The organism is Haloferax sp. YSSS75 (assembly GCF_046764215.1).
In the GTDB taxonomy this organism is placed as follows: Archaea; Halobacteriota; Halobacteria; order Halobacteriales; family Haloferacaceae; genus Haloferax.
This window is the reverse complement of the sequence record NZ_CP177206.1, coordinates 65521-80799: the sequence shown is the minus strand read 5'-3', so window position 1 is coordinate 80799 and position 15279 is coordinate 65521. Positions and strand designations below refer to the sequence as shown.

General features: G+C 63.1%; 15 protein-coding genes. 5 read left to right on the top strand and 10 right to left on the bottom strand.

The genetic code is table 11. From position 1 onward, the window contains the following. Positions 1–131: 131 nt before the first annotated feature. From ACK3R5_RS00460 to ACK3R5_RS00450, 3 genes are all read left to right on the top strand, one after another. Positions 132–368 (top strand): hypothetical protein, encoded by a 237-nt coding sequence (locus tag ACK3R5_RS00460; RefSeq protein ID WP_411965767.1) that lies wholly within the window; start codon positions 132–134, stop codon positions 366–368. Positions 369–1044: 676 nt separating this feature from the next. Next, positions 1045–1464, top strand: a complete 420-nt coding sequence (locus tag ACK3R5_RS00455; protein WP_411967715.1) for an HIT family protein — start codon at positions 1045–1047, stop codon at positions 1462–1464. 119 nt (positions 1465–1583) lie between these two features. Further along, on the top strand, positions 1584–2315 hold the full coding sequence (locus tag ACK3R5_RS00450; protein WP_411967714.1) for a ParA family protein: 732 nt from the start codon (positions 1584–1586) through the stop codon (positions 2313–2315). Between the two features lie 139 nt (positions 2316–2454). Here ACK3R5_RS00450 and ACK3R5_RS00445 read toward each other — a convergent pair whose 3' ends face one another. After that, positions 2455–2976 (bottom strand): hypothetical protein, encoded by a 522-nt coding sequence (locus tag ACK3R5_RS00445; RefSeq protein WP_411967713.1) that lies wholly within the window; start codon positions 2974–2976, stop codon positions 2455–2457. 162 nt (positions 2977–3138) lie between these two features. Here ACK3R5_RS00445 and ACK3R5_RS00440 point away from each other — a divergent pair, with 162 nt between their 5' ends. After that, positions 3139–4005 carry a transcription initiation factor IIB gene (locus ACK3R5_RS00440; RefSeq protein ID WP_411967712.1) on the top strand — a complete coding sequence of 289 codons (867 nt, stop codon included), beginning with the start codon at positions 3139–3141 and terminating at the stop codon, positions 4003–4005. Positions 4006–4101: 96 nt separating this feature from the next. Here the strand turns inward: ACK3R5_RS00440 and ACK3R5_RS00435 are convergent, their stop codons facing one another. From ACK3R5_RS00435 to ACK3R5_RS00405, 7 genes are all read right to left on the bottom strand, one after another. Continuing rightward, on the bottom strand, positions 4102–4764 hold the full coding sequence (locus ACK3R5_RS00435; RefSeq protein ID WP_411967711.1) for a chromosome partitioning protein ParA: 663 nt from the start codon (positions 4762–4764) through the stop codon (positions 4102–4104). Continuing rightward, entirely contained in the window at positions 4761–5675 is a 915-nt protein-coding gene (locus ACK3R5_RS00430; RefSeq protein ID WP_411967710.1) for a hypothetical protein, read from the bottom strand. Before ACK3R5_RS00430 ends, ACK3R5_RS00435 begins: the two co-directional genes overlap by 4 nt. A 93-nt stretch (positions 5676–5768) precedes the next feature. After that, entirely contained in the window at positions 5769–6620 is an 852-nt protein-coding gene (locus tag ACK3R5_RS00425) for a hypothetical protein (protein WP_411967709.1), read from the bottom strand. Further along, the gene (locus tag ACK3R5_RS00420; RefSeq protein WP_411967708.1) at positions 6617–6955 is read right to left on the bottom strand and encodes a hypothetical protein; all 339 of its coding nucleotides are present in this window, start codon (positions 6953–6955) and stop codon (positions 6617–6619) included. The genes ACK3R5_RS00425 and ACK3R5_RS00420 overlap by 4 nt, the downstream gene beginning before the upstream one ends. A 53-nt stretch (positions 6956–7008) precedes the next feature. After that, positions 7009–7311, bottom strand: a complete 303-nt coding sequence (locus ACK3R5_RS00415; protein WP_411967707.1) for a hypothetical protein — start codon at positions 7309–7311, stop codon at positions 7009–7011. Between the two features lie 112 nt (positions 7312–7423). Continuing rightward, positions 7424–8536 carry a hypothetical protein gene (locus tag ACK3R5_RS00410; RefSeq protein WP_411967706.1) on the bottom strand — a complete coding sequence of 371 codons (1113 nt, stop codon included), beginning with the start codon at positions 8534–8536 and terminating at the stop codon, positions 7424–7426. A 129-nt stretch (positions 8537–8665) separates the two neighbouring features. Next, positions 8666–9376, bottom strand: coding sequence for a hypothetical protein (locus ACK3R5_RS00405; protein ID WP_411967705.1), 711 nt, complete (start codon positions 9374–9376; stop codon positions 8666–8668). Positions 9377–9689: 313 nt separating this feature from the next. On the opposite strand from ACK3R5_RS00405, the gene ACK3R5_RS00400 reads away from it, so the two are divergent. Continuing rightward, on the top strand, positions 9690–12311 hold the full coding sequence (locus tag ACK3R5_RS00400; RefSeq protein ID WP_411967704.1) for a PAS domain S-box protein: 2622 nt from the start codon (positions 9690–9692) through the stop codon (positions 12309–12311). A 9-nt stretch (positions 12312–12320) separates the two neighbouring features. Here ACK3R5_RS00400 and ACK3R5_RS00395 read toward each other — a convergent pair whose 3' ends face one another. Beyond that, positions 12321–14429, bottom strand: coding sequence for a minichromosome maintenance protein MCM (locus ACK3R5_RS00395; RefSeq protein ID WP_411965119.1), 2109 nt, complete (start codon positions 14427–14429; stop codon positions 12321–12323). 89 nt (positions 14430–14518) lie between these two features. Further along, the gene (locus ACK3R5_RS00390) at positions 14519–15124 is read right to left on the bottom strand and encodes a conditioned medium-induced protein 4 (protein ID WP_411967703.1); all 606 of its coding nucleotides are present in this window, start codon (positions 15122–15124) and stop codon (positions 14519–14521) included. Between the last annotated feature and the right edge of the window lie 155 nt (positions 15125–15279).

The following is a 15279-nucleotide window of genomic DNA, read 5'->3' as shown; positions in this document are numbered from 1 at the left end:
TATCGCCCTCCGTGATGAAGCAGACAGTAGATTGCAATGCGTAGTGCCCATCCAGAGGAGTACTCCGATGCGGCCAACACCCAACTGGTTTACGCGTGGTACCCCTCAGGTCAAGAGAGGTTACTTACTTAATGGGATTTCTTGATTCGTTCGGTGCGTTAGCGAATAGTATCGTCGCGGGAATTGTTATGCTAGCCTTTGCCATCCTCAGTTTCTTCGTGACTGTTTTTATCGTGCAAGTAGGGGCTGGTTTGGCCGGCTACTCACCAACCGGAGACTTTGTTGTTCTGTCTGCCGCACTTCTCGCAACCGGTGCTATCGTCGCCGGAGCTACTCCGATGACCAGTCTCAGCGGAGTCTCCGGGTAAGCTCCACTGAACGGCCGGTCGTTCTCCAGGACGTAGCGATTCAACCGCTGCAATAGGGGTTATCCGCATGTTCGATTCGCGCTCTGTATTCAGTAGTAGCTCAGACTCTGTCACTACCTACGTGACCGATTCAGAGGCTGAGTCCAGCATGGCCTCGAAGAGTACGTCATCAATTGGGGCGTCAATTGGGTTGTCACACCAGATTTCTCACGGCACCATTCTCGATGGGAGTACAGTTGCGACTTTGAAATTCCGACTACCCTATTTCGATTATCCACCATCTGGGTATTTATACAAAAGGTGAGGGAATCCCCCACCACCATGTCCTAAACCGAGGGGGCAGTTCGGTTAGGCAAGACGCCGGTGTTTGTTGTCAGAGGCACTCCGGCATTGTGTGAGTTACACACACACACACTATTAAATGTGATGTTCAAACAGCATTTTCCAGTCCTGTTGAAATATCAGATTTATGGGAAGGATGTAGTACATGCAACTGCTCGACTCGCGCCCGCTATTCAGCACAGTCCTGACAACGTGTCAGAGGTGGAGGAGTTCTACAGTGCCGAGGAGGGTCGAGGACCCGTCGTATCGAACCTCAGCAACCACAGACACCAACACGACTAGCCACGGCGAACCGGTCCGAACTTTCTTTTCCTCACCAATCGACGTACAATCCATGCCCGACTGCATCTTCTGCGCCATCGCAGCAGGCGACATCCCCGGCCGAATCGTCCACGAGACGGAACACTCGCTGGCGTTCCTCGACGTGAACCCCCTCGCACCGGGCCACACACTCGTCGTCCCGAAGGACCACTACGCCCGCCTCGACGACTTGTCGGACGAGATTTCGGCGGACCTCTTCCGCACTGTCGACGAACTCGTCCCGCGCGTCGAAGACGCCGTCGACGCCGACGCGTCGAACGTCGGCATCAACAACGGCCCCGCCGCCGGCCAGGAAGTCGAACACGTCCACGTCCACATCGTCCCGCGGTTCGAAGACGACGGCGGCAGTCCCATCCACGCCGTCGCGGGCGACATCCCCGACCTCTCGGACGAAGAGATGAGTGACATCGAAGCGGCAATTTCACAGTCCTGAGCGACCCGGGAGAGTCGCATAGTCGAACCGACTGGTTTTCGTCGTCGTCAGTGTGCTGGTAATCTCAAAATCGATAGACTGACCGAAGGTATTAATCCCAAAAGGTAGCCACTCGCCGTATGTCAGTTCCCACTACTGCGGCGCTCGTCGGCACCACCGGCGGTGCAGGCACGACGCGACTCACAGTCGAACTCGCGACGGCACTCGCGACGGGTGGCCACGACGTGGCCGTCCTCGACGCGGCGTTCGCCACGCAGGGGCTCTCGGACTACACGTCTGGGACGCTCGACTCCGACGTAACCGCGCTCGTGACCGACGAGGCAGACGAGTCGCTCGCCGCAGGACTCGTCGAACTAGAAGGGTCGACGGACGGCCGCGTGGCGGTCTGTCCCGCCGCCGCACCGTTCGAACGACTCGCGCGAGCGATGACGGCAGACGCCGCACAGGCGTTCGAGGGGCGCATCGAAGAGGCCGCTCGCGAGTTCGACGTCGTCCTCGTGGACGCACCACTCCTCGCGTCGAATCCGACCGTCGCAGCGGCGACGGCCTGTGACCGAGTGGCGCTCGTCGCACCTGCGACCGACCGTGGGGCAGACGCTGTCGGGCGACTGACCGCCCGTGCTGCCGACGTGGGTATCGACGTCGACACCGTCGTCTCCACGTTCGGGTCGCTCCCCGACGCCGACGTCGCCGTCCCCGAGAGTGAGACGAAACGCCCGACTGCTAGTCCGACCTGCCGGGACGACACCGAACTCGCCGCTGGCGTCGCCAACGTCGCGTCTGACCTTCTCGACGTCGACCTGTCGGCGCTCACCGAGTCTGACGGCATCCTCTCGGGTATCAGTCGCTGAACGAGCGGCGGACGCGAGTCGTCTGCTGACGACCAACCTGAAAGTCGTGACACGCCGGCCTTCTCGTTCGCTCCGAATCGAGAGCCGAGTGGCTCGGCGGTCTGTGAGAAACGGGAGGGTGGGGAGGCACTATCCCGTGTTAGAACTGCAAGTCGCCGACCGAACTCATGGTCTCGGCCAGCGAGTCGCGCTTTGCGACAGCCGCGTCAGAACGGTCTGTCAGCGCACCCTCGACTGCTTCGGCGAGGGGGTCGATGGGGTCGTGCGTCTCGATGTACGTCGCGAGAGCGAACTCCGACGCCGTCGCCTGTGTCAACGTGAGGGCGTCAGTGCGCGAGACGTGTCCGTCTATCCAATCGCGGACGATTCGTCGCGCTTCGGGGGTAAGGGGGTTGACGCCCGCTTCACCACAACAATGCAAGAGTTTCGCGGCCGTGACCGGAGCGACACCTGCCTCGCGTGCGCTCGCACCGATAGACGTCCCCGACCCGTGTGCTTCGACAACCTGCTCCGCCTCTGCAGGCGCACATGGAAGCGCGTCTGCGTGCGTCTCGAAACGCTCACGGAGTGAAACACCGGTGTCGTCGACAGTCGGTACACAGCGCGTTCGCTGTTCGGTGGTCGTCGTCTCCAACTCGGCCGCGATTTCCGACAGCCCCATCGCACGCAACTCTCGCCGTTCCGGAGAAAAGTATTGCCATACAATATCATATTTGATACTCGAACGTACCGGTAACCGATACGTACGGGCGGCCGAATCAGGGGTCAAAACCCGGATTCGTCCCGTGTTTAAATACCCATTCGGACCCGATTTTCAATTGTGATGAGTAAGGCACGTTCCACTCAGGGTTGCCCCGAATGCGATGGACACCTCGGCGTCGAAGCAGACGAGACGGTCTGTTCGGACTGCGGACTGGTCGTCTCGGAGTACCGCATCGACCACGGACCAGAGTGGCGGTCGTTCTCGGACGACGACCGCAACCCCGCCCGGACGGGCGCGCCACTCACTCGCTCGCGTCACGACCGTGGCCTCTCGACCGAAATCGGCCGCTCGACGCGTATCAAAGGTCGCAAGCGCCGGCAGTTCGCACGCCTCCGCCGTCAGCACAACCGCGCTCGCATCTCCACCAAGCGTGAGCGGAATCAGGTGTACGCCTTCACCGAAATCCGTCGCCTGACCAGCGCGCTCTCGCTCCCGAACCACATCCGCGACCAGGCGTGTTCGCTCTTCGATTCGGCACAGAACGAAGACCTGCTCCGTGGACGTTCACTCGAAGGGTTCGCCGCCGCCTGTGTCTACGCCGCCTGTCGAGTCGCCGGTATCTCCCGCAGTGTCGAAGAAGTCTGCGCCGTCTCGAAGGCGACCGAAGCAGAGCATCAAGCCGCCTACGGCGCACTCAACCGTGACCTCGGCCTCCCCGTCGCACCGGCCGACCCGACGGAGTACCTCCCGCGGTTCGCCACGAAACTCGGCCTCGACAGCACCGTCGAACGGCGTGCGCGCGAGTACGTCGCCGAAGCACGGGACGACGGCCTCGTCGCCGGGAAAAACCCGTGTGGTGTCGCCGCGGCGTGTCTCTACACCGCGGCACGTGACCACGGCGCCGACTGCACGCAGTCCGCGGCGTCCGACGTGGCCGACGTGACGCCCGTGACGCTCCGCAAGACCTACGTCGCGCTTCGCGAGTGATTGGTGGCTTCGCCCGAGTCGACGTGACGATTCGCTGACGACCTGTTCTACCTGTGTTCGACCGTTCTGCCGTCCGTTTCGAGAGGCGTCACTCCATCAGGAGCGACAGACCCGCACCGCCGACGCGAGGTCACGTATCCGCGCACTGGCCAGACGATTCGGTGCCGACGCGACGACTGGGTCGAACCGTTCGAGAGACGCGCCGAGTCGAGGGTCGGCGGGAATCGCCGTCGCGGGCGCACCCAACACGTCCGCGAAGGCGTCCAGCGGTGGGTCGTCTATCACGCGATTGACCGCGACAGCGACGAGTCCACAGTCGAGTTCGCGGGCGAGTTCGCGCGTCCGAACCGCATCGGCGAGGGCGTACTGCTTCGGCGACGCGACGACGAGGCAGGCGTCGGCGACGGCGAGTGGGACGCCCGCGTCGGCGCGCATTCCTGCCGGGCAATCGACGACGACGTCGCCGTAGGTGGCCTCGACGACACGAAGCGTCTCCGCGAGTCGGCGGACGTCGGCAGCGCGTGCGCCGGCGAGCGTCCGCCCGCACGGGAGGAGCGTGACCGGGTCGCCGTCTCGGACCGCCTCGACCGGGTCGGCACGCCCGGCGAGGACGTCGTGTAAGTCCGGACCCGGTGCGTACGGCAGGTTCGCCATCCCGAGGTCAGCGTCGACGACGACTGCACCCATCTCGGCACCGAGTTCGAACGAGACAGTCGACTTTCCCACGCCGCCCTTACCGGAGACGACGGCGAGAATCACGCGAGACCCCGCAGGGCGTCGACGTTCGGGTCGGCGTCGGCCGCTCTGTCTGCGAGTTCGGTCGCCCGCGCCGCGATTCGACGGAGTCGTTCACGGTCGGCAGCGAGCGATTCGAGCGATTCGACCGTCGCGTCCGCGTCTTCGAGTGCGACTGCTGCCGTTCGAACAGATGCACCGTCGAGTCGCTCTGCGAGTTCGATTCGGCGTTCACAGGCGGCGAGGAACGACGAGTGAGCAGAACCCGACGGTGGGGTGGACACCGACTCGTCGGTCGGTGTGTCGGCCACCTCGTCTGTCGGGCCGTCGGTCGCCGAAATCGCCATCGCAACCGCTTCGTCCGTCGGTTCGGACGGCGGAGCGACCGAGTCACGAGTGTCGGGAGAACGGTCCGCGTCTGGGAGCTTCGTGTCCGTTTCGGCCTCGTCGGTGCGTGCTTCGGACTGCCTCACGAGTTCGGCTGTTCGACCCACGTCTCGCCGTTCGGGAGTCGCGTCAGTCGGCCGGACATCGCCTACCGAGTCGACTGCGGGCACCGCGTCGGCAGGCGGGCGTGCCGGGCCGAGTTGTCGAATCGCGTCTGTCGGCGAGGCGGGTGTAGCGTCGCTGTCGGCGTCCCGTCCGAGAACGTCGAGTTCGACGGCGTCGTCGTCGTGGACGTCCGACGGCAGTTCCGAGGCGTCATCTGTCGGACAGGCGTAGCCGAGTGCAATCGTCGATTCGGCCGGGACGACGCCCTCGAATCCCTCGTCGTCCCATCCGGGTTCGGGAACGCCAGCGCGGCGCGGTGGGAGGACTGGGCCGCCGAGTCGATTTCGGACGCGCACGCGCTGTGCCACCGGGTCTGTGTTGTCGAGCGTGACGGAGACGAGTGCCACGTCCGCCGCGACGGTGACGTCGACATCAGAGTGCATGGCGGGGGTGGCCGCCTATTCGTATATAAATCGTCGCCCGCCGGAGCACACGTCACGCCCGGACCGACGAGGGACTCGACGCTCACTTGCGGGTCACATCCTAACGACGGGCGTGTCGAGGGAGCGAACGGCCGTCTCGGCGTCCGGGAAGAACCGACAGGTCGAGACGACCGGTGCGCGAAGGTCGGCGAGTCGGACGGTGGCGAGCGAAGCGACGACGGCGTCCGGAGGAGTGGCGTCCGGAGGAGTCGCGGCCGGGGACATCTCGGCGAGTTCGCGTTTCGCCTCGGCGAATTCGGCCGCGAGTTCGTCGGCGAAGTGCGTTCTGGCCTCACGGCGTCGGTTCGCCAGCGCGTCGGTGAGTCGGAGGCGCTCGTCTCGGGTGTCGCGGACGCGAGTCGCCTCGCGTTCGAGTGCGTCGAGTCGCTCTTCGGCCGCGATGCGTTCGGTTTCGACTTCGGAAAGTTTCGTCGCGACGTCCACGAGTTCCGAGCGCGTCGCGTCGATAGCCTCCGCGTCGCCTGCCTCTCGGTGGGCGGCCAACCGACCACGGAGCGTCGCCGTGCGTTCTCTGAGTCGCGCTTCGTCGTCGCCCGCGTCGGCGAGTCGACGGCGCACCGCACGAAGTTTCGCCGAGTGGTCGTCGGGCACCGTGTGGTCCGCGAGTCGTTCGGTGAGTCGGCCGATTTCGCCGTCGACGGGTGTCGACAGTCCGCGTGAGCGACCGACTGCCGTCAAGAGGCGCGGTGTCGAGACGTTCGAGACAGGGAGACGAGCGAGGAGTTCGTGTCCCGGCCCCGGTTCGGGACACTCGATTCGAAGCGAGTCTGCGGACGAGTCGGTGTCTCGAATCGACGCGACGACGCGCTCGGGGGCGATGTTCGTCTCCGAGAGGTCGATGGCGCGGCCCGAATGGACGACGCCAGACGGCAGGTGGACGTTCATAACTCGCGGTCACGCATCTCCGCGGCGGATGGGTGGTCAGTCCCAGCGGCGAACTTGCTGTAGGGCGTCGCAGACGATTCGCGGGACTCGTACGCTTCGGCGGCGGCGCGAACCGCCTCGGGTGCGGCGGCGAACTCGTTGAACGGCGTCGTCTGTTCGATTTGGACGTCCCCGTCGTGTTTCTCGCGGAGGCGAAGCGCGAGGAAGGCACCCAACTCCGTCGCTTCGAACAGCGCGGCACGCCCGAGACGGCGGACGACAGTCTCCTCGTGGGTGCGACAGATGTTTCGGAGCGTCGTCCGCGCCGCCTGCGAGTAGGTTACGACCAACAGCACGGACACTCGGTCACGGAGTCGGGAGAAAAATCGTTCGACCGCGTCGCGACGAACTAGACCCGTTCGACCGAGAAGGCGACGTCGGCATCGTCGCTGACCGCGTCGCTGAGCAGGTCCTCCACTCGCGTCCGTGCCTCTGCTTCGGACGCAGCGAGGACGACGATTCCCTCTGCGCTGTCGTCACCGACGGCCTTCCACGCGTCGAGTGTCTCGTCGCCGGTATCTGTCTCGAACTCGGTTGCGAACGTCCGGAGGACGGTCACGACACGTCGTTCCGTGTTGGCGAGGTCTGATTCTCCTGCCTCGAACTCCCGGAGTGCGTCTTCGATGTTTCGGAGGGCGGAGATTCGGTCCATTCGGTCGTCTATCTCGTCACCGTACCGCTAACTAAGTGCCTCGGTTCGGAACGACTGTGAGCGTCAGCATTCGCCGTCGCCGACGAAGATGGGGGAGGGGCCGTGCAGGTGTTTAGGACCGTTCGTCCGGAAGTGCCTCGAAGAACGCGGGGACCATTGGAACCCGTTCCGCGGTCAGTTCGCAGGATTCGAAGGCCGTTTGCGCCTCGTCTTCTAACTCCGGTTGCTTCTCTGGGATATCTCTGTCACCCGCCGTCGCCGCTTCGTCCATCGCGTCACTGCCGACTGCGAGGGCGTCGGAGAGGCACGCGAAGTCGGCGACGTAGGTTTCGAGCGACTCGATTGGGTCGAGTTCGGCCAGCGCCTCGCTGACGTCTTCGAACGCCAGTGATGCGCGGAAGAACGACCCCATCGCGTCTTCGTAGTTCTCGTCGAGGTACTCGTCGAACCCGCGTTGCAATCGTTCGGTGGCGCTCCGCATCGAGACGAGGAGACTGCCAAACCGGTCGAACTGTGCGAGTTCGGTCTCCAAGTCGTCGACCTTCCGCGTGTAGTCGTCGGGTGAGAGCACGTCGAAGGCGTCCATCTGTTCGGGGTTCGACTCGTCGAGGATGCGCTCGAACGTGTTCTCTGCCGACTCGAGTGCGTCAGAAATCTGTTCGACTGCCGATTCGATTCGGTAGTACTCTCCGTCGTAGAACCGCGTGACTGCGTTGTTCGTGCGGATACGCACCGAACCCAGATTCTCGTAGGTCTTCGCGGTCCACCAGAGGAACCAGTAGACGCCTTGGAGCGCGGTGAGTTGCGACTCCTGTTCCTGCGTCTTTTCGAGTTGGCCGAGCGTGTTGAAGTGACCCCGTGCGAGATACAGCGGTTCCGCCACGGTGTCGAAATCCAATCTCGTCGCCGTGTTCACGTCGTGGAACCCACCGTCCGGACCTGCCGCGTCCTCGAACACCGTCACGGCGTCGGTGAGGTCCGCCACCGCGAGGTTCAGGATTCGGTCGACTCTGTCGGGTTCTTCGGTCGTCTCCGTCTCCGGTTCCTCAGTCGTCGTCTCTGTGGGCGTCTCGGTGGTCGTCGGTGCTGCTGTCGTCGTCTCCGTGGGTGTCTCGGTGGTCGTCGCTTCTGTCGTCGTCGGGGCGGGCGTCTCCGTCGTCTCCGACGTCGAACATCCAGCGAACAAGACGAGACCCGCGGCCGATAGATATGCTCGACGGTTCATGTGATATAATTGACGTTGTAACGGGATAGCGTTACTGGCGAGATGAGAATCGCCGGCGAGAGAAAGTCTAGATTGTGAGCTGCGTCTTTCGTCGGACCGGAGACGCCGTTTCGTCTCCTCCCGAGCGAGTCACAGTTCAATCTGCATGCGAGGCGGGAGTGTATCGACGAAGTCGGCGAGTTCGAAGAGTTGGTCACCTCTGTCGGTCACCTCACCGCTGGTGGTGTCGTACTCGACGAATCCCGCCTGGGCGAGTACCGGCAGGTGGACGTGGTGCAGTGTCGTCTCGATTTCTGTTCTCGTCTCGGTGCCCTCGCCCACGGTTCGACCGGACGCCTGCCCCTGTGACTCGAAGAGTCTCGACGCGAGCGACGACACCGTCAGCGTCGTCTCCGATTCCGCGAGCAGGGCGAGCACCGCTCCTCGCCGCTCGTCTCGGTGGACGGCCGCGACTGCGCTCCACACCTCTTGGTCGACGGAGCGGAGTAGCTGTGGGGTCAGTGGCCCACCGTAGATGTCGCGGTGCAGGTGGAGTGTGAGGACGTCACCGTCACGGTTCACCGACACGAGTCCGGCAGCCTCGAGTTTCGGAACGTGCGTGTGATAGAGCGACGCGGCCATCGCTTTTTCCTCGTCGACGTGGCCGTCAGCCTGTGAGTGCTCGGAATCGCGAGTGAGTTCGGACGAGAGGACGTCGAGTCCGGCCGTCCCCCGTTCCAGTAACAACGCGAGCGCTCGGCGGCGAACTGACGAATCGAGGGCGCGAATCGTCGCCGACGAACACGAACACATCTCCAGCGCGAGCGGGTGGAAGTCGGACGGTCGGAAACTGGTGCTCATGGGTAGTTCGTCGTAATCACCGAACGAGGATAGCCAAAGCTCCAAACCTGTTAGGTTCGAGTCGCTCAGGAGGGGCGACGGTTCGACTCACTACCCCAGAGTGGCCGCCTTCGTGAGCGGAACAGACCCAGAATCTCACACTGTGCACGTGGACGATTCGACACCCACCACCGCCGACCCGACGAGAACGGCGACGCGTCGATGCTCGACATCGCACGACTGCGTCGAGCAGTCGTCACCGAGAGTCAAGTCGCAGTCGTGGAGGTTCCGTCAACGGAAGCGCTATACACTGCGATAGACAATGACAACCACAATGGCCGGTCGACAGGGTGGTTGGGAAGACGAGACACTCGCGGTATTCGAGGAGACGAGTGGAACTGGCGAACCGCTGACGACACAGGAAGTCACCGAGCACCTGGACTGTACCCGTCGCACAGTGTACAACCGACTCCAGCGACTCGTCGACGATGGTCTGCTCGCGACCAAGAAGGTGGGTGCCCGTGGCCGTATCTGGTGGCGTGTCCCGCAGCAGGCGTCGGCAGACGCCTTCGAAGTGACGAGTGACGGAGTGGGAACCACGGACACCGCGAGAGAGGCGCAGTTCAACTCACTCGTCGAGGAGGTGTCGGAGTACGCAATCTTCGCGCTCGACACCGACGGGCGAGTCGTGACGTGGAATCGGGGGGCCGAACGTATCAAGGGGTACGACGCAGCGGAAATCGTCGGCGAACATTTCTCGATTTTCTACCCGACTGCCGCAACGCGAGCGGGCGTCCCGGAACGCAACCTCGCGGACGCCGCCCGAGAGGGGACCACCAAAGACGAAGGCTGGCGTATCCGCAAAGACGGGTCGCGGTTCAGAGCCAAAGTCACGCTGACCGCAATCACCGAAGGCGGCGAGATACGCGGGTACGTGAAGGTCACACAGGACATCACGAGACAGTACAGGAACCGACAGCGACTCGCGAAACAACGAGACGAACTCGAACGGGAACTCGACGACGTCTTCGAACGCATCGACGACGGGTTCCTCGCCGTCGACGAGGAGTTACACTGTGTCTACGTCAACGAGCGTGCAGCGACGTTACTCGAACGGGAGGCGGCAGAACTCTACGGTGAGACGCTCTGGAACAGCACGGAACCGGAGCGTCTGGCGGAGTTCCGAGACGGATTCGAACACGTGCTCGCGACGGGTGACCCGGTGACGTGTGAGAGCTACCTCGACGACGAAGGGCGATGGCTCACGGCCACCATCTATCCCTCTGAACACGGACTGTCGGTGTATCTCCGCGACGTCACTGAACGGCGCGAGCGAAACCGAGAACTCGAACAGTACGAAACCATCGTCGAAACCATCGACGACGGGGTGTACGTCCTCGACGAAGACTCTCACTTCGTCATGGTCAACGAGTCCTTTCAGGAGATGATGGGGTACGACCGGTCGGAGTTGCTCGGTGAACACGCCTCGCTCGTCGTCGGGGAGGAGACTGCACGAGAGGCCGTCGCCCGCAGACGGTTGATGGGCGACGACGAACGGTACGCGACGCTGGAGGCGAAAATCGAACGCGCCGACGGGAGTCACTTCTTCGCAGAGAGTAAGTTCACCCACTTGCCGTCGTCCGACGACGGCGACGATGCGGACGACTCGTTCGTCGGGTCTGTCGGTGTCGTCCGTGATACGACGGAGCGACGCCGGTACGAGGCCGAACTCGAACGGCAACGCGAACAACTCGCCGCGCTCAACGACCTGAACGGGGTCATCAGACAGGTCACCGACGCGGTCATCGCTCAATCGACGCGAGAAGAAGTCGAATCGGTCGTCTGTGACCGTCTCGCCGACGCCGAAACCTACCAGTTCGCGTGGATTGGCGAACTCGACCGGTCGCTCGACACCGTCCGAGTCAAGGCGACGTCTGGCCGTGACTCCATCGAGGGTATCGAACTCTCACTCGACGCGGAGGCGGACACCGGATTTGCGTTCGGGACGCTCGTCGCCGAAGCACTGCGAACGCAAACGGTGCAGTACAGACGCGGAATCGACGACGTCGACTACGAGACGACAGCAGACGGCGAGACAGACCGGGGTTTCGATGACATCCTCGCAGCGATGAACGTGCAGTCGTCCGTCGCCATCCCAATCGTCCACGAGGAGACGGTGCTCGGTGTGTTGATGATTTCGACGGACCGACCGGACGCGTTCGAAGGCGACGAGCAGGCGACAATCGACCACCTCGGTGCGATTATCGGCCACGCCATCGCCAGTATCGAGCGCAAACGCGCGCTCATGAGTGAGGAGGTCATCGAAATCCAGTTCAGAATAGACGATTTCTCGGCGTCGCTCGGCATCCCGTTGGAGATGGACGGGACCATCTCCATCGACGAGATTGTCGAAATCAGTGACGGCACGTTCACCTCCTTCGGAACCGTCACCGACGACGCCGTCGACGCCCTCGAAGCGATTTTCGAGGCGACGCCAGACTGGGAGAAACTGACGCTCCGAAACTCCGACGACGGAACCAACACCTTCGAAGTCCAACACTCGGAACCGCCAGTCGCCTCCGCCGTCGCAGGGCAGGGCGGCGAGATAAGCGAGGCGAGAATCGAGGATGGGACGGTCCACCTCGGGTTCTACCTGCCGCCCGGCGCGGACGTGCGCAAGATTATCGAACTGGTCGAATCCGAGTACCCCGAAACCGAGATGGTGAGTCGGCGGCAGGTCAAACGGCCGAATCCGCAACTGAGAGACGTCCTCACGGAGAAGTTGACCGACCGACAGCGGTCCACTATCGAAGCGTGTTTCCACGCCGGATTCTTCGAGTGGCCGCGCACCAGTTCGGGTGAAGACGTCGCCGACTCACTCGGTATCAGTCCGGCGACGTTCCACCAGCATCTCCGGGCCGCCGAGAGAAAGGTTTTCGAGGCGCTGCTCTCCTGAAGCGGGACGCTACGTCGCCCGATACACGTCGCCGCGCGGTTCGTAGATGTCGCCTTTCATCTTCAGTTTCTCCAGTTGGTCGATGACCGTCCCCTCGTCCATGTTCAACTCGGCGTTGGAACGCTCGACGACTTCTTCGTGCGGTGCGCCCTCCTCGTACTCGTCTTGCATCGTGCGGATGAGTTCGAGCAGGTTCTTGATGCGGTCACGCTGGGTCTTCGAGCGACCGGTTTCGACGATGTCGGCGTCGAATTCGCCCGTCTCGGGGTCCATCCCGATGTCACGGAGACACGACTCGACGATGTTGGTGACGCGTTCGGCGTCTTCTTGCGTCACTTTGTCCGAGAGACGAACACGCGCGGACGCCTCCGAGAGGCGGACGAGTGCCTCCAGTTTCCGGGCCGTCACGGGCACGGGCGCGTCTTCGTCGGCACCGCGAGCGCGGAAGTCCACGTAGAAGTCGCGGATGACGTTCTTCGCCTCCTCGGTCATCGTGGGATAGCAGGTTCGCTTGGAGTAGGCGATGTACTTGCGGAGGAGTTGGGCGTCGATGTCGGGCGCGACTTCGTCGGTGACTGCGTTCACCTGCTCTTCGGTGAATTCGGAGTTGGCGACGTGTGTTCGCTGGGTGTTCAACTCACCGGCGTAGTTGGACTTGAGGATGTGTTCGGCGAGTTCGGAGTCGGACTCGGGGTCCGGGTTGTCCGTGACCGTGAAGATGAGGTCGAATCGGGAGATGAGCGCGGGTTCGAGGTCGATTTGCTCGCCGATGGGTTCGTACTGGTCGAAGCGGCCGTATTTCGGGTTGGCCGCGCCGAGGAGCGAACACCGCGACTTGAGCGTCGCGTTGATGCCCGCCTTGGAGACCGAAATCTGCTGTTGTTCGAGGCCCTCGTGCATCGCAGAGCGGTCTTCCGGGCGCATCTTGTCGAGTTCGTCCACCGCGGCGATACCCTTGTCCGCGAGGACGAGCGCACCCGCTTCGAGCGTCCACTGCTGACCGTCACCGAAGTCGTCGCGGACGGCGGCGGCGGTCAAACCGGCCGAGGACGAACCCTTCCCCGACGTGTAGACCGAACGGGGCGCGATATTTCGGATGTACTGGAGCATCGCTGACTTCCCGGTACCCGGGTCCCCTATCAGCAGCATGTGCAGGTCACCGCGAATCCGCGACCCGTCGGGCAGGTGTTTCGTGACGCCCGAGAACAACTGGAGAATCATGGCGAGTTTCTCCTGTTCGTACCCGTAGATGGCGGGCGCGACGGAGTCGACCATCCGCTCGTAGATGTTCGGCGAGTTCGAGAGTTCGATGATTTCGGCGACGTCCTCTTCGGAGATGTCCATGTCCTCGAACTCTTCGTCCTCGATGGTGAGCGAGATGCCCTCCATGTAGTAGTCGAAGATGGGCGTCTTCTCGTTGCCCGACGACTGCTGTTCGATGTGGAGGATGCCGACGGCGGTGACGTGGTCGCCGGCGGTGACTTTGCCGGTCACGTCGTCCGAGAGGTTGATGTCGATGTTCTGTGGCGTCTCGCCCCCGCGCAGGCCTTCGGGGGATTCTTGGACGCGTAGTTTCTGCGAATCGACGAAGTTCGACTGGTCGAAGTCGATGTGGAACGGCCCCTGACGCTCACATCCCTGACACTCGTGTGGTTCCTGAAAGCCGCCGTCGCCCTGCGGGATGTAACTCATCGTCCCACAGCGCTGGCACTCGAACGCCGCCTCGGTAATCTTCGGGCGCACGTCCGTCGCCTTCCGGACGATACCCTGAACCGAGATGAGCGTCCCGATGTGGTCGTCGTTGACCCGGATGTTCCGGATATCGACCGAATCCGGCAGGTTCTGCATCCTGACGTGCGCCTGTCCGAGTTTGACGTCGGCGGGCAAGTCGAACAGACGAAGCGCCTCTTCGGCGTACTCCTGATACTGGCCGGGTTTCGTGATGTAGTCGTCCGCGAGTTCCGCGTCGAACGTGTACAGGTCGTCGTAGTCGATGTACAGCGACCGTTTCTCCTTGGGGTACTGCTGTGCCAGTTTCCCGATATCCTCTCGATAGTAGTTGCGGTAGAACTGGATGAACCGCTCTGTGAGTTCCTGGTTCTGCGGGGCCTGCGCCATCGCAGGTGAGTATGACCCCTATCGGTTAAGAACCTTCGTCGTTCGGACGGGTCAGTCTCGTTTCACGTCGACGCGGGCGGGTCGAAACGTTACAGCGACACGTCCGTCTCGATGTCCTCCGTCGCCTCCCGAAGCCCATCGTTTCGGGCGTCTTCCGCCATCCGCTGGGACAGGTCGTCGTCGGTGAGGAGTTCCGCGAAGTCGTCGCGGAAGCGGTAGTTCGCCCGCGACGAACGGATATCCGCCTCGGCGACGGGGCGGAACTGGGCGACGACGTCGACGGGCACGTCGAGTTTCCCCGCAATCGTCTCGTCGTCTGCGCCCTCGACGAGGAGTTTGTCGAGGCGGTCCATATCGAACGGCGCCTCGCGGTCAGAATCACGGACGAGATGTAAGTCGAATCGGGCAGTGCGAACCACCTCGGGGGCCACGTCGAGTTCGACGGCGAGTTCCTCGTCTCGCTCGCCGTCGAAGTATCCGACGACGAGGTTCACGAGCGTGTCGTCGGAGAGGTCCGTCCCGAACTCGTAGCGCTCTCGCATCGTCGTCACGAGGTCCAACACGCGGGCGCGGACCTCTGCCGGGTCCTCGACGTCGGCGAGTGACCCACGCGACTCGGCTTGCCGTTCGGTGACGGTTTCGGACCCAGTCGTCTCGATGAAGATATCGCGGAGTTCGGCGGTCTTTTCGTCCATGTGGGAGAGATGGCACCGCCAGCGCCTTTAATGATGCTGAGGCGAACGGACGGATTCGACCACCTCGACGTGTCGTCGGCGGCCAACAACTCGGTCCAGACCGCTGGACGCCCCCGGGACGACCCGCCGAGAGAACTCGTAAACCGATACCTTCA

Coding starts and splice junctions, on each gene's coding strand:
- ACK3R5_RS00460 (WP_411965767.1), top strand. CDS start 132: ATGGGATTTCTTGATTCGTTCGGTGCGTTAGCGAATAGTATCGTCGCG.
- ACK3R5_RS00455 (WP_411967715.1), top strand. CDS start 1,045: ATGCCCGACTGCATCTTCTGCGCCATCGCAGCAGGCGACATCCCCGGC.
- ACK3R5_RS00450 (WP_411967714.1), top strand. CDS start 1,584: ATGTCAGTTCCCACTACTGCGGCGCTCGTCGGCACCACCGGCGGTGCA.
- ACK3R5_RS00445 (WP_411967713.1), bottom strand. CDS start 2,976: ATGGGGCTGTCGGAAATCGCGGCCGAGTTGGAGACGACGACCACCGAA.
- ACK3R5_RS00440 (WP_411967712.1), top strand. CDS start 3,139: ATGAGTAAGGCACGTTCCACTCAGGGTTGCCCCGAATGCGATGGACAC.
- ACK3R5_RS00430 (WP_411967710.1), bottom strand. CDS start 5,675: ATGCACTCTGATGTCGACGTCACCGTCGCGGCGGACGTGGCACTCGTC.
- ACK3R5_RS00425 (WP_411967709.1), bottom strand. CDS start 6,620: ATGAACGTCCACCTGCCGTCTGGCGTCGTCCATTCGGGCCGCGCCATC.
- ACK3R5_RS00415 (WP_411967707.1), bottom strand. CDS start 7,311: ATGGACCGAATCTCCGCCCTCCGAAACATCGAAGACGCACTCCGGGAG.
- ACK3R5_RS00410 (WP_411967706.1), bottom strand. CDS start 8,536: ATGAACCGTCGAGCATATCTATCGGCCGCGGGTCTCGTCTTGTTCGCT.
- ACK3R5_RS00405 (WP_411967705.1), bottom strand. CDS start 9,376: ATGAGCACCAGTTTCCGACCGTCCGACTTCCACCCGCTCGCGCTGGAG.
- ACK3R5_RS00400 (WP_411967704.1), top strand. CDS start 9,690: ATGGCCGGTCGACAGGGTGGTTGGGAAGACGAGACACTCGCGGTATTC.
- ACK3R5_RS00395 (WP_411965119.1), bottom strand. CDS start 14,429: ATGGCGCAGGCCCCGCAGAACCAGGAACTCACAGAGCGGTTCATCCAG.
- ACK3R5_RS00390 (WP_411967703.1), bottom strand. CDS start 15,124: ATGGACGAAAAGACCGCCGAACTCCGCGATATCTTCATCGAGACGACT.